This window comes from Permianibacter aggregans, assembly GCF_009756665.1.
Lineage (GTDB): Bacteria > Pseudomonadota > Gammaproteobacteria > Enterobacterales > Permianibacteraceae > Permianibacter > Permianibacter aggregans.
Map to the genome: position 1 here is coordinate 3,016,288 of NZ_CP037953.1, position 14,031 is coordinate 3,030,318.

At 54.8% G+C, this 14,031-nt stretch carries 11 protein-coding genes; 4 read left to right on the forward strand and 7 right to left on the reverse strand.

What is annotated here, in order from left to right; genetic code table 11:
• The 5 genes from E2H98_RS13550 to E2H98_RS13570 form a co-directional block, all read right to left on the reverse strand.
• The gene (locus E2H98_RS13550) at nucleotides 1-366 is read right to left on the reverse strand and encodes a response regulator (RefSeq protein WP_133591709.1); all 366 of its coding nucleotides are present in this window, start codon (nucleotides 364-366) and stop codon (nucleotides 1-3) included.
• Nucleotides 367-465: 99 nt separating this feature from the next.
• On the reverse strand, nucleotides 466-2,148 hold the full coding sequence (locus tag E2H98_RS13555) for an ATP-binding SpoIIE family protein phosphatase (protein ID WP_133591711.1): 1,683 nt from the start codon (nucleotides 2,146-2,148) through the stop codon (nucleotides 466-468).
• Nucleotides 2,149-2,359: 211 nt separating this feature from the next.
• Nucleotides 2,360-2,848 carry a polyhydroxyalkanoate synthesis repressor PhaR gene (gene phaR, locus E2H98_RS13560; protein WP_133591714.1) on the reverse strand — a complete coding sequence of 163 codons (489 nt, stop codon included), beginning with the start codon at nucleotides 2,846-2,848 and terminating at the stop codon, nucleotides 2,360-2,362.
• Nucleotides 2,849-3,089: 241 nt separating this feature from the next.
• A complete protein-coding gene (locus E2H98_RS13565; RefSeq protein WP_133591716.1) occupies nucleotides 3,090-4,919 on the reverse strand; it encodes an SLC13 family permease in 1,830 nt (609 codons plus the stop codon).
• A gap of 185 nt (nucleotides 4,920-5,104) precedes the next feature.
• A complete protein-coding gene (locus tag E2H98_RS13570) occupies nucleotides 5,105-5,977 on the reverse strand; it encodes an NAD(+) kinase (protein ID WP_332836031.1) in 873 nt (290 codons plus the stop codon).
• Nucleotides 5,978-6,315: 338 nt separating this feature from the next.
• Between E2H98_RS13570 and E2H98_RS13575 the strand changes: the two genes are divergently transcribed.
• The 3 genes from E2H98_RS13575 (at nucleotide 6,316) to hrcA (ending at nucleotide 11,569) form a co-directional block, all read left to right on the forward strand.
• Nucleotides 6,316-7,374, forward strand: coding sequence for an efflux RND transporter periplasmic adaptor subunit (locus tag E2H98_RS13575; protein WP_157591384.1), 1,059 nt, complete (start codon nucleotides 6,316-6,318; stop codon nucleotides 7,372-7,374).
• Nucleotides 7,374-10,463, forward strand: coding sequence for an efflux RND transporter permease subunit (locus E2H98_RS13580; RefSeq protein ID WP_133591722.1), 3,090 nt, complete (start codon nucleotides 7,374-7,376; stop codon nucleotides 10,461-10,463). Before E2H98_RS13575 ends, E2H98_RS13580 begins: the two co-directional genes overlap by 1 nt.
• A gap of 71 nt (nucleotides 10,464-10,534) precedes the next feature.
• Nucleotides 10,535-11,569, forward strand: a complete 1,035-nt coding sequence (gene hrcA, locus E2H98_RS13585; RefSeq protein WP_133591724.1) for a heat-inducible transcriptional repressor HrcA — start codon at nucleotides 10,535-10,537, stop codon at nucleotides 11,567-11,569.
• 54 nt (nucleotides 11,570-11,623) lie between these two features.
• Here hrcA and E2H98_RS13590 read toward each other — a convergent pair whose 3' ends face one another.
• A complete protein-coding gene (locus E2H98_RS13590) occupies nucleotides 11,624-12,535 on the reverse strand; it encodes a hypothetical protein (RefSeq protein ID WP_133591726.1) in 912 nt (303 codons plus the stop codon).
• Nucleotides 12,536-12,764: 229 nt separating this feature from the next.
• Nucleotides 12,765-13,634: a hypothetical protein gene (locus E2H98_RS13595; protein WP_133591728.1), complete on the reverse strand. Its 870-nt coding sequence runs from the start codon at nucleotides 13,632-13,634 to the stop codon at nucleotides 12,765-12,767.
• A gap of 152 nt (nucleotides 13,635-13,786) precedes the next feature.
• Between E2H98_RS13595 and E2H98_RS19480 the strand changes: the two genes are divergently transcribed.
• Nucleotides 13,787-13,948: a hypothetical protein gene (locus tag E2H98_RS19480; RefSeq protein ID WP_342354333.1), complete on the forward strand. Its 162-nt coding sequence runs from the start codon at nucleotides 13,787-13,789 to the stop codon at nucleotides 13,946-13,948.
• The last annotated feature ends 83 nt before the right edge of the window (nucleotides 13,949-14,031 follow it).

Genomic DNA, 14,031 nt, shown 5'->3' on the forward strand with positions numbered 1-14,031 from the left:
TCATTCCGGCAGAACTTTCTGCATGACTTCAAGCAGCTTGTTGGGATCAAACGGTTTGACCATCCAGCCGGTGGCGCCGGCAGCGCGACCTTGCACTTTCAGCTCTTCACTGGCTTCGGTGGTCAGCACCAGAATCGGGGTGCGCTGGTATTGCGGCAATGCCCGCAAGGCACGAATAAAACTGATGCCGTCCATCACCGGCATGTTTTGATCGGTCAGCACGGCATCAACGGTTTCGGCGTTGGCCTTGTCCAGGCCTTGCTGACCGTCGTTGGCGTCGATCACTTCATAACCGGCGGTTTTCAGCGTGTAGCCGACCATTTGTCGAATCGAAGCCGAGTCGTCTACGACCAATACCTTTTTCATCTTCTATTTCCAGATTGACGTGTTGATTCCGGCGGGAAGGACCGGGCACGCTGGTACAGCGTTGCACCCTATGTTTATAGTCGAAGAATCGTGATCGCGTTAAAGCCGAAGGATGGCGATGCAGGCGTTGCCGGTCGGCAAAATCTCCACTTCATCGCTGAGTTGATGCACCAGCTTCAGACCGCGTCCGGACTTGGCCGTCAGGCTTTGCACCGGTCCTTCACGCAGCGCCGCGACGTCGTAGCCTTTGCCGCTGTCGGTGACCTGGATGCGCAGCTGCCAGCGATCGAAGCGCGGCTCAATGGCCAAATCCAGTTTCAGTTCACCATGGCGCAATTCGCTGAGCCGTTGTTGGCGCGCCGCAAAATACACTGAGAAGCCGTCTTCGCCCTCTTTCAGCGCGCTGGACAGCTCCAGTAAGCCATGATCGATGGCGTTATTGACCAGCTCGACCAGAATGGTATGGGCGGTGCCGAGCACATTGGCCGCGAGACCGATCCGATTCAGCCATTCAGTCGCGAGCGGCACCGGGTCGAGATGCTGCAATTGCAGCCCCGAGAGCCGTAGTCGCCATTCGCAGGCGGCCAGACGTTGGCGCTCGGCGCCGGCGTTGTGACTGGTCGGCATGGCCCGAGATGTTGGCAAGCGCAGCCAGAGCATCGCGACATCATCATGGGCTGGCTGCTGTTGCAGAAAGCGCTGCAGGCGCTGTTGCAGCGTGGCCATTTCGGCCGGGCCATCATGGCCGAGCAGCACATTCTCAATGCGGGTGGTGCCGAATTCCTCGCCGCTGGTATTGCGCGCTTCCGGCAAGCCATCGGAACAGGCAAACAGTATGGCGCCGTCCGGGTACTGGCATTGCTCGACCTGGTTATCGAAACCACTGGCACCCTGCAAACCAAGTGGCAGATGCAGCGAGCAAAAGCGCCGATGCAGGGCGCCTTCGCCATTGGTCAGCAAGGCATCGGGCATACCTCCATTCCAGATCATCAGGCTGTTGCGGTCGGGGTCGAGTTCGATGGCCAAGGTGCACACAAAGCGATGGGCCGGGATGTACTGGCGCAGTTGCTTGTGCATTTCGCCAATGATGGCGTTGAGCAAATAGCCTTTGCTGGTCATTGAGTAAAACACTTGCGTGACCGGGATCAGCGAAATCGCGGCTGACAGGCCATGACCGGTGGCATCGGAAAGCAGCCAGTACAAATGTCCATTCGGGCCGACATTGAACGCCAGCAAATCGCCGCTGAACTGTTCGGCTGGCAGCACGTAGTGTTGTGCATATTCCGGCGGCGGGTGCTGGCTGCGGATCAGTCGGTCGTAGAGATAGCGGGCCGCTTCGTTTTCCTGCTTGGCCCGGTTGATATGGTCGGAGAGCTGTTCGTTTTGTTCGCCGATGTGTTTCTGCAGCAGCGCAATCCGGCACATCGCAGCGATCTTGGCAGCCAGCAGCGGGTAATCGAACGGCTTGGTGATGAAGTCGTCGCCGCCGGCCAGCAGGCAATCGCGCTGCACCTCGACCGAATGAGTGGCGCTCAGGAACAGAATCGGCACCCAGCGCTCGGCTTTTGCCCGTAACGCCGCGACCAGTTGCTCGCCATTAATGTCCGGCAGGTCGTAATCGATCAGCACGATATCCGGCAGGACTTCGCTGAAGCGGGCCAGCGCATCGCTGCCATTGAACGCGGCCAGGGCCTGATGGCCGTTCGACGCAATGAACGTGCACAGCACCTCGTTCTGCAATGGGTCGTCTTCAACGACCAGAATGGTCAGTGCCGTAGCCATCAGCGGCTCTGCCTGCGGTGCAAGGGATTAGACAATGGGAAGGTGGCGGGATGGGACGGGATGGCCAATATGGAGTCTCCGGCGGCAGCCAAGGTGTTTAAAACCTAGCAGCCGGCAACCGGATTGCAACCCGACCCCGCCAGAGAAAATCGAGGCCGGAAAACGACACCGCCGATGGCTGGCATCGGCGGTGGTAGCTTAGATCGGCGCTTCAGGACTTGTCGGATTCTTCGGTGGCTTCTTCGTTCTTGTTGGCGCGTGGTTCCGGATTGAAGAAGTTGCGTTGCATGGTGCGCAGCATATTCAGGTTTTGCTCGGCCATGCTTTGCATGAATTGCAGCGGATTGGCCTGCCACATCGCTTTCATCGGGTCGGTGGCGTCACGGCGGGTGTTCTCGAACAGTTTCATGCTCTGTTCCAGGAACCGGCCAGCCATTGCCTGCATCGAGTCGCCATACATCCGTATGCAATGCAACAGAATGTCGGTGCTGAAAATCGGTGTACCTTTTTCTTCTTCTTCCGAAATGATCTGCAGCAACGTGGCGCGGGTCAAATCGTCGCTCGTTTTCGCGTCTACGACTTTGAACGGCGTGTAGCTCATCACCAATTCTTTTATGTCATGCAAGGTGATGTAACTGCTGATGGCCGTATCGTAGAGACGACGGTTTGGGTATTTTTTGATGATTCTGACGTCGTTCATCTTACTGCTCCATTTGAACGTGAAAGACGGCGTGCTCGGGATACGCCGCTGCCAAGCGATCAGGCCTGTTCCCCTGACTTACCATTTTCCTGGTCACCGTCACCACGACAGCTTCCGCGCTCGACTGACGGAATTTCGATGGTAGCCAGAGCTTTGTTTCGTTTGCAAGCGAAAAACCACGCCAGGCGCCGGTTGTACAAGTACGCGTAAACACCCAAGCGGAAAGCAGAAGCCGGAATATTCAGAGCAAACCATAGTACCAAGGTACGACGATAGAGTAGGTAAACCACAGCAATAACAGCAGCGGCAGACCGGCACGAACAAAGTCATTAAACAGATAACCGCCGGCATTCCAGATCAGAATATTGGTTTTGTAGGCCATCGGTGTCGCCATGCTGAGGTTCGCGGCCAACAGCGTCGCGACGACAAACGGCACCGGGTCGACGCCCAGCTGTTGGGCGACGATGATGGCAATTGGTGTGCCGATCACGGCTGCGGCGTTATTGTCAACGATATTGGTGAACATCGCAGTCAGCAGCATCATGATCGACAAAATCACCACGACCGGCGCCCCGAAACTCAAGGTCACGAACAATTTGGCAATGAAATCGGCGGCACCGGTATACAAAATGGTATTGCCAAGCGACAGGCTGGTGACCATGACCAGCACCACCTGCAAGCTCAGGCTCTGCACTGCTTCATGCCAGTGCATACAGCGGGTCATCACCATCAGCAGCACGCCAAACAGCGCCGCGATACTGATCGGCAACCATTCCATGGCCGCCGAGGCCACCACCAACACCATGATCAGCACGGCCAATGGCGCTTGCCGGGTACGCGGCAAATCAAGTGTACCGTCCAGCACCAGCAAGTCGCCGGCATGTTTGATTTTGCGCATCTGCTCGGTGCCACCCTGCATCAGCAAGACATCACCAACATGCAGCGGTTCATCAGACAGTGAACGCTCCGGCAAATCCAAGCGTGCGCCTTCGCGATGCAAGGCCAGGCAGGCTACGCGGTAGCGCTCAAGAAAGCGGGCATCTTTCAGCGTGGAATTGACCAGCGTTGAGTTCGGCGGAATGACCACTTCGGCCAGTTGCTGATCTTCGCTCGGTATCGCTTCGGTATCGCGGTTTTTCAGCTTGCCGGGAATTAGCGTGACATGCAGTACGCGCTCGAATTCTTTCAGGTGCTCAGCACGGGCCAGCACAAACAGACGATCGCCTTCGCAAATCATCGCCTGCGGTACCGCCTGGATCGTGATGTCTTCGCCACGCAGAATTTTTTCGATCTTCAAATTCTTGCCGACTTTTTTGCTGACCTCTTTGACGGTGCGGCCAGCGCAGAAACTTTTTGCCGACACATGCAATTGCGCGCTGTACAAACGCGGCACCGTTTGCACGACCACTTTGCGTGGTGGCAGCAGGCGCGGCGCAATCAGCCACAAATAGGTGATGCCGATACCGGCGCCGATCGCGGCCGGCACCGCGAACGAAAAAATATCGAAATGCGGCAAGCCCTGCCGGGTTGCCATGTCGACCACCAGCAGATTGGTCGAGGTGCCGATGGTCGTGATGCTGCCGCCAAGCAGTGTCGCGTGATTGACCGGCAGCAATACCGAACTCGGTGACTCACCGGCGCGCAAACTCAAGCTGACCAATACCGGAATCAGCACGATCATCACCGGTGTGTTATTGGTGAATGGGCTGATGCAGGACACGAGGATCAAGGTCACCAGCAGCGCCAGGCTCGGACTAAAACGCCAGAACTTGGCGAGAATGCGGCCCAGCGGTTCCAGCGCGCCGGTGCGCGACAAACCGGTGCTGGCCATGATCAGTGCGCATATCGTGATCACCGCTTCGTTGCCAAAATTCTGGAACACACCGATCGCGTCGAGTTTGCCGTCCGGGCCTTCGTACGGGAAAAACGTCAGGCCGGTGGCCATGATGATCAGTACGAACAGGCAACTCGATTCCAGACGGATATCTTCGCGCCGAAATAAATACAGCGCGACGCCGGCCAGTGCCAGCGCCAGAAAGCCGTGTATGCCGGGCCAGTCTGGAAATACCATTTACGCGCATGCTCCCTAGGGGTTGTTTATCTTTGCCAAATCACTGCGTTGCCGCCCAGAAAAACACCATGCGGCGTTGCTCGTCGTTTATTTAGAGTCACTAAACTTCTCTCCTCGCGCCTTGCCTGACGTTTTTCTGGGCGGCAACGCAGTGAATTGGCAAAGGTCAACAGCCCCTGGATGATTTACAGCTTGCTGCCCCAGTTCAGTTTATTGCGCAGCACATGGTAATAGTCGTGGCCTTCCGGATGCACGAGCCACAGCGTTTCCGGCTTTTTGCTGATCACAATGGAATCGCCCGGCTGCACTTTGATATGTACCTGCCCGTCGCAAGAAAGCTGTGGATTGGTGCGGTTGCTGGCGGCGACGACGATTTCGATTTTCGAATCGCCATCGAGCACAATCGGCCGTGCGGTCAGTGTGTGCGGAAACATGGGCACCAGCGCCACCGCGTTCAGGCTGGGGTGCATGATGGCGCCGCCAGCCGACAGCGCGTAGGCCGTCGACCCGGTCGGGGTCGTGACGATCAAACCGTCCGAGCGCTGGCTGTAGACGAATTGATCGTTCACATAGACCTCGAACTCGATCATCTTCGAGATTTCGCCCGGGTAGAGCACGATATCGTTCAGCGCTTCGGAACTGGCCACCGGGTCTTCATGGCGCAGCACCCGTGCCGCCAATAGAAAGCGTTTTTCGATGGTGTATTGGCCTTCCAGCACCTCGGTGACTTTTTCGCGGAAATCGAGCGGCGAGATATCGGTCAGAAAGCCCAGGTGACCACGGTTGATGCCGAGCACCGGGATATCGAAATTGGACAGCGCCCGGGCCGCGTGCAGCATCGAGCCATCACCCCCGACGACGATGACCAGCTGGCACTGGGTGCCGAGGCTCAAAATCGGCACCCGTTCGCGGGCCGGCAGGCTCAGCGCCTTGCCACAGACTTCTTCGGTCAGCACCTGATGGCCACGCGCCTGCAGGAATTCCCGCAAAGCCAGCATGGTTTCTGCAGCACCCTGATGGTGCGGTTTGCCAATGATGCCGATAACCGGAAAGCGCAAGCCAAAACTCCAGCAAAATGACGAGGGAAAGTCTGACCGGTCGGCGCCAGTTTGGTGCCTTCGTGCCAGACCCTGAGTGTTCAGCCAGTGTAGCGGAAGCACCGAAGTTCGCCTACCTTGAGCGGATGACGATTGGTCGCGATGCTTATGCGATCGCGTCCCATTGTGGGAGCTTAGCGACATGAGCGTCTTCGGATTTTGATTTTGACGATTCGTCATTTATGTGTCAGGATCTGGTCCGATATGTCCAAAGCCGTTTGATCGCCATCGAACGGCTTTTGCTTTGGCTTTCCATTAACCGGATACCGATGCCGGTATCAACGCATGCTGGGGATTCTATGCGCACGCTTTCTCTGCTGGCGTCACTGCTACTCGTGGTGGCTTGCTCACCGAACGCCGAACACACCACACCGGCCAGACCGGTCCGTACCGTTGTCGCCACGGTGGAACAACTGGCGCCAGAAGTCAGTTACTCCGGTGAAGTCGTGGCCCGCTATGTCACCCCGCTGTCGTTCCGGGTCAATGGCAAGCTGGCCGAGCGACGAGTGGATGTTGGCAGCCGGGTCAAGCCAGGGCAGACGTTGGCGCGTTTGGAGCTGGAAGATTTGAATTTGAACGCGGCCAGCCAGCAGGCGGCGCGTCATGCCGCCGAGTCGGAGCTGGCCAGAGCCAAGGCCGAATACGACCGCTATGTGCAGCTACGCGAGAAGAAGTTGGTCAGCGAGCTCGATTTCAAACGCATTGAAACCGCGTTGCGAGTCGCTGAGGCACAGTATGAGCAAGCGCTGGCGCAAAGCCGGGTGTTCGATAATCAGGCCAGCTACGGCCAGTTGACTGCCGATGCCGCTGGTGTGATCACGGCCATTCAGGCCGAAGTCGGGCAGGTGGTCGGCGCTGGCCAGCCGGTGATGACGCTGGCCAAAGCCGGTGAACGAGAAATCACCATCGATGTACCGGAGTCGCGCATCGACGAACTGAAAAAAGCCGCGGAAATCCTGATCACTCTTTGGGCCAATCCGGATGTGGCCTATAAAGGTAAAGTCAGAGAAATTGCCCCGGACGCCGATCGCGTCACCCGTACTTACACGACCCGCATCAGCATTCTCAATCCGGACGACGCCGTACAGCTTGGCATGACCGCGACGGTAAGCCTGAAAGGCGTGGCCAATGCGGGTATCAAGTTGCCCCTGACGGCGCTGTATCAAATTGGTGCCAAGCCAATGGTTTGGATCGTCGGTAATGACGAAAAAGTCAGTTTGCGGGAAGTCAGTATCGGCCAGTTCTACGACAACGACGTGGTGATCTTAAGCGGCCTGAATGGTGGCGAACGGGTGGTTACCGCCGGTGTCAATCGTTTGGTTGAAGGTCAGCACGTTGCCCTGATGGAAGCGCCGTGATGCGTGGGCCGAATCTTTCCGAATGGGCGCTGAAGCATCAAACATTGGTGCTGTACTTTCTGATTGTGATTGCCCTCAGCGGCGTGTTCAGCTACGTGAAACTCGGTCGCGCCGAAGACCCGGCGTTTACCTTTCGTGCGATGGTCGTCAACGTGGTCTGGCCCGGAGCCACCGCCAACGAGTTGTCTGAACAAGTGGTCGAGCGGCTGGAGAAAAAAATCCAGGAAACGCCAGGGCTCGATTTCGTGCAAAGCTTTACCAAGCCGGGGCAGGCGTTCATTTTTGTGTCGTTGAAAGACAGTGTCGACCCGGACACGGTCCCGGATGCCTGGTATCAGGTGCGCAAGAAAGTCAGCGATATCCGGCATACCTTGCCGGATGGTGTCATTGGCCCGTTCTTCAATGACGAATTCGGCGATACCTACGGCAATATCTATGCACTGACCTCCGATGGATTCAGCCATGCGGAGCTGCGCGATTACGCCGAGAAAATTCGCCGCGAATTACTGCGTGTCAACGATGTCGCGAAAGTTGAACTGCTCGGCGTCCAGCAGGAAAAAGTCTATATCGAATTATCCGATGCCAAGCTGGCCACGCTCGGTTTGAATCCGGCGCTGATCATCGACACACTTCAGGCGCAGAACATCATGACACCAGCCGGTGATGTCGTGACCCACGATGATCGGGTGTTCCTGCGTGTTACCGGCAGTTTCGATTCGGTCGAGAATATTCGCGAAATTGGTATTCAAGCCGCCGATCATATTTTCCGTTTGGGCGATATCGCTCGCGTTTATCGTGGTTACGAAGATCCGCCCGGCGTCCGGTTTCGTTTTCAAGGCGAGCCGGCCATTGGTGTTGCCGTGTCGATGCGTAGCGGCGGAGATATTCTTGCGCTTGGTAAGCGCTTGAACCAAACCTGGGCTCGGATGCTGACCCAGTTGCCGATCGGCATCGATGTGCACAAGGTTTCCGATCAGCCGGCCGTCGTGAAAAGCTCGGTCAACGAGTTTGTTCGGGTGTTGGCCGAAGCGGTGACGATTGTTCTGCTGGTGTCGTTTTTCAGTTTGGGTTTGCGCACCGGCATGGTGGTCGCGCTCTGCATTCCGCTGGTGCTGGCGGCCGTGTTCATGTTCATGCGCATCATCGGCATCGATCTGGAAAAAATTTCACTCGGTGCATTGATTATTGCGCTCGGTTTGCTGGTCGATGACGCGATCATTGCCGTCGAAATGATGCTGCTGAAACTCGAACAAGGCATGGATCGGATAAAAGCCGCGACCTTTGCGTACCAGAGCACGGCATTTCCGATGTTGACTGGCACGCTGATCACGGCGGCCGGCTTCCTGCCGGTCGGTTTGGCTCAATCGGCGGCCGGTGAATATACGTTCGGTATTTTCGCGGTTGTCGCCATTGCCTTGTTGGTCAGTTGGTTTGTCGCGGTGATTTTCACGCCTTACCTTGGCTACAAGCTACTTCCGGAGGGCTTGGCTCATCATCACGATGAGGAGCCAAAGTCAGCAATCGGAAAAAAATTCAAACACTACACCGATCAGTTTTATCAGCGCTTTGAAGTGGCTGTAAATTGGTCGGTGCAACATCGCTGGCTGGTGATTGGCGTTACCGTCGCGGTATTTTTTGTTTCCGTGTTCAGTTTCCGTTTTGTCGAGCAACAGTTTTTTCCGGATTCGACTCGTCCGGAAATTATTGTCGACTTATGGTTGCCGGAAGGTTCTTCACATCTGGCTACCGAAGCCCAGGCAAAAGAACTGGAGCACTACCTGAAAGACGACCCGCGCATCGATAATTTTGTTGCTTATCTCGGCGGTGGCGGTCCGCGCTTTGTCTTGGTGCTCGATCAACAGCAGATGCACACCAACTTAGCTGAGTTCGTCATCACCGCTAAATCCTTGCAAGACCGCGAAGCGCTGATTGATGATTTACGGACCTTGTTTGCGACCGATTTTGCCAATGTCCGAGCACGCGTCTCGCGTTTGCCGAACGGGCCACCGGTTGGTTATCCGGTGCAGTTTCGCGTCTCTGGCTATGACAACGACACGGTGCGCGCCATTGCCGCCGAAGTCGCTGACGTCATGCGCGCCAATCCGTTCACTCGTGATGTCAATTTCGATTGGTATCAAAAAATCGAAAGCGTGCGCCTGGACGTGGATCAGGATAAAGCTCGCGCGCTTGGCATCTCCACGCAGGCATTGGCGCTGAATCTGCAAACCAAGTTGACCGGTCTTGCCATCACCCAGTACCGCGAGAATGATCAGTTGATCGATATTGTCGCGCGCACGACCGATGCCGAGCGCGGCAATTTGAGCAAGCTGAAAGATCTGAACATCCATGTTGGCCAAGGGCGCTTTGTGCCGCTATCACAAATTGCCCGCATCGAATTGCAGGCCGAGGAAGGCTTGATCTGGCGCCGTGATCGGCTGCCGACGATTACCGTGCGCGCCGATATTCCGGACACGGTGCAGGCGCCGGATGTTGCCAACCAGATCAATCCGTTGCTGGATCCGATTCGCGCCAAGCTGCCGCTCGGCTATCGCATCGATATCGGCGGCAGCATCGAGAAAAGCGCCGAGTCTCAGGCCTCGATCAATGCTCAGATGCCACTGATGATCGTCATTATCGTGACGGTGCTGATGCTGCAATTGCAGAGTTTCTCTCGGATGTTTCTGACGCTATTGACCGCGCCGCTTGGACTCATTGGTGTGACGATGTTCCTGCTGCTGTTCCAGCAACCGTTTGGTTTCGTCGCGATGCTTGGTGTCATTGCACTGTTCGGTATGATCATTCGTAACTCAGTGATTCTCGTCGATCAAATCGAGCAGGAGCGTTCGCATGGCGTTGATCCGTGGACCGCAATTGTCACCTCGGCGGTGCGCCGCTTCCGCCCAATTATGTTGACAGCGCTGGCGGCCGTGCTGGCGATGATTCCGCTGACCCGCTCTGTGTTCTGGGGGCCGATGGCGTTCGCGATCATGGGCGGTCTGTTGGTGGCGACGGTGCTGACCTTGCTGGTGCTGCCGGCGATGTATGCGGCCTGGTTCAAGGTGCCGCCGCCTGACAGTCATTCAAGCTGAGCTATTGAAGCCTTCCGTATCTACCCCCAAGTTCGATACTCTGGGGGCGTGATACAAGCGGTAAGGTAATCATGACGAGAGCATTCAGCGATAGAGCTCAGGCCCTGATGAAAGTACTGGTCGAGCAATATTTGCGCGACGGTCAGCCGGTCGGCTCGCGGACATTGGCCGAAGCGAGCCAGCTTGGCATCAGCTCGGCGACCGTGCGCAACGTCATGGTCGAGCTGGAAGAACTCGGCTTGGTGCAAACGCCGCACACCTCCGCTGGCCGGGTGCCGACCACTCTCGGCTACCGTCTGTTCGTCGATCAATTGCTGACCGTGCAGCCGCTGCGCGAACGCGAAATTGCCCAGCTGCGCTCACAACTGAAACCGGAGCTGGAAACAGGCAGCCTTCTCGCTCACGCCTGCAGCCTGCTGTCGGAAGTGACCCATATGGCCGGTGTTGTGCGTGTGCCGAAGCGTCAGGTGCAGACACTGAAATATCTGGAATTCCTGCCGATAGGCGAGCGCCGGGTGCTGGCGGTGCTGGTGCTATCCGATCGGGAAGTGCAGAACCGCATCTTAAGCACCGATCGCGATTACTCTCGTGATGAATTGCAGCAGGCCGCCAACTATGTCAATCAGCATTTCGCTGGTCAGGATTTGCAACAGGCGCGGCGCAATCTGGTCAGCAATTTGAAAGCCGAGCGGGCCGCGCTCGATCGGATGCTTGGCAGTTTATTGAAAGTGGCCGAAGCGGCGCTGGAATCCACCGATGTCAGCGATGATCTGCATGTTTCCGGCGAACGGCACTTGCTGCAATTGGCCGAGCCGGAAGAATACAGCCGCTTGCGCGAACTGTTCGAAGCGTTCAGCCACAAGCAGCAAATCCTGACTATTCTCGATAAGTGTTTGGCGGCCGACGGTATCCAGATTTTCATCGGCGAAGAAGCCGGCGACCCGTCGCTGAAACACATGTCGGTGGTCAGCGCGCCTTACACCGTCGACGGCGAACGGGTCGGCGTGCTGGCCGTGGTCGGCCCAACCCGAATGGCCTACGAACGGGTGATTCCGGTTGTTGATATCACCGCCCGATTACTATCCTCGGCGTTGACGCCAGAATAAACAATAGGTGAAAAGGTAGTGTTTGTAATGAAAGTTGAGTTTTTGCAGATCGACTTAACGTTCCGAGGATTTGCACCTTTCATTCAGAATAAGGGAAACTCCCGCATAATCCAAAATTTCTCTACCCAAGAGATAGGGGGCCACATTATTGGCTTTCCGTTTTAAATTGAGATCTTTCAGAAGTGCCTCCAGTTCCACAATGAGTTCTTCTTTTACCTTTGTGGAATTAGTTCTCTCAAAGTCACGGGGAAAGACCCAGCGTGGTTGAGGTGAGTCCGTCGGCTCTGCCGATACAACAGTAATTCCTCGGCTTTTATTAAGTATTTCCCATTTCAGATGTTCAAGGTATTTATCTTTTACGGATTGATCTTCGAAATTGCACGTTATGCATGAAGGGAGAACGAGTAAAATTCCTGAAACCGCTTCGTTCAATCCGTTCTCCGCGGCTCGTATAAATAACTCACGGGACGTTGACTGTAGTTCTTCAACGTCAAATAAATCGATATCGTTACGCATAGGGGGGGACGTTAGTGCAAATCTTTTTCTCGAGTACTCCACAGAGTAAATATGAGCCAACTCGAACATAGCGTAAACATCACCCTGTTCGACGAGTTTTTTCAGGCTTTTTATGTTGTAGGAGCTGTACGTTTCCCGGTTGGTCTTGGGTAAACTTGGAAACGACATCATGGCTTTGCGTGAAACATCAATCTTTTCGAACTTCTCAACTATTGCTGATGATGTATAGCAATCACCAGATTCTTCCGCTTTATCGGTAAATTGATTTTCCGCTACATGAAAATTTCCATTAGTTGAATCTGGTGTCGCGCCCTCATCGGATGAAACCCAAGCAGGGTAAGCCTGATTTTTCTGATTTACGCTTGGCGCAAGCTGCGACGGAGTGAAAAATCGCCAAACGAGTGATGCAAGTATCACCACTATGATAGAAGAGACGGTTCTTCTGAACATTGCTTGGGTCTCCTGTAGCGCCAAAATAACTGAACGCGGATTTAACCATTCAATTGAGTCAGTTTGCGCCGGAAGTCTTGTGCGGTACTGGTCTATTCTTTATGACTTAAGAGGGGGGGCAGAATTAAGAATTCGTCTCCAAGTCTTTTTGTTCCAGAATTTCTGTCATCATGCTAAAGAAGAAGGGCACAGCGTTCTGTGCCCTTGCTGTAGTCAGATTAAATGGAGATTACTGCGTGGTTTTTCGGCATTGAATTTTTTCCCCGTCCCAATAGCAGTATTTTCCGACTGTACCGCCACCACCCCTGACGATCGGTATCCCGTGCATTGCCGCAGTCCACAAAAAGCGTTCTAACCGTTCACCTGATACACTTGTGTATAAGAAGTTTTGTGCTTCAAGCTGTGTAATCGGGACGTCAAACTCCCCGTCTTTTGCACTACCGATATTTACTTCTACTTCGATCTGTGTTTCGCCATTTTCAACATTAATGCCCTTGAATTTCACCTTAATAGTAGTGCCGTCAGGGAATTTAATTGTGCGGACACCAACCCAGCTTAGACCAATGACTCCTTTGACCGTTTGCCAAAAAGTATCTGAACGCGGCGAGGACAGTAAAACCGAATTCACATAGGCATTCAACTGCTGTGTAAAGTTGTTTAAACGTCCACCGGGCACAACAACTTCATGCGCCGAACCGATGGGTGTGTAGCCCACAAGTCCTGGCAACTCATTATAGTCAATTGGAGGTTCATTTTTGCCCACCACAAAATCGAGCGCTGATTTTATCTCATATGCAATGTTAACGTTAGGCGTAGCATTGGAGAGAGTAGTGGAAACCAGCGGTTCGCCGTGCTGGTAAATTTCCTGCGAAGTAACGAGAAACCGTTTTACTTCATTGTCACTGGCTCTAATTATGTATACATCCTTTACAATCACATCACCGCTGGAAACCGCCCAATCGGTGCCGGAATTGCGCGCCAATAATGCCATTTGGCTATCCGAACAGACCTCGCACGCATTGACAATAAGTTCATTTGCGTGCGCACCCATTGTTCCGAGAAAAAAGAGAAATATTGTTATAGATTGCTTCATGCTCATTTTTATGTGTCCCTTATGAGAGAAAAGAGCGGGAATCTTATTGGAAATGGTTTTCGAAAGGAAAGTAGAAAAATGTACCGCTTTGTATCGTTCTGTATCAGCTCTTCAAGCCCTCCCTTAAGCTTCGTGAGTCCGATGATAGCGCGAGGAAGCTGGGCAGCCGGTTAAGTTCACGATATTGCAGTTTGGGTTTCATAAATGGCGGCGTGCTGGCCGTGGTCGGCCCAACCCGGATGGCCTACGAACGGGTGATTCCGGTTGTTGATATCACGGCGCGTTTATTGTCTTCGGCGCTGACCACCGAAGAACGCTGAACAAACTTTCCCCGAACGGGTTGAAACCCATCCGAATAGCCCCACATACGGCAATGAGATTCGTATGCGCGCGGGTTAGCCGC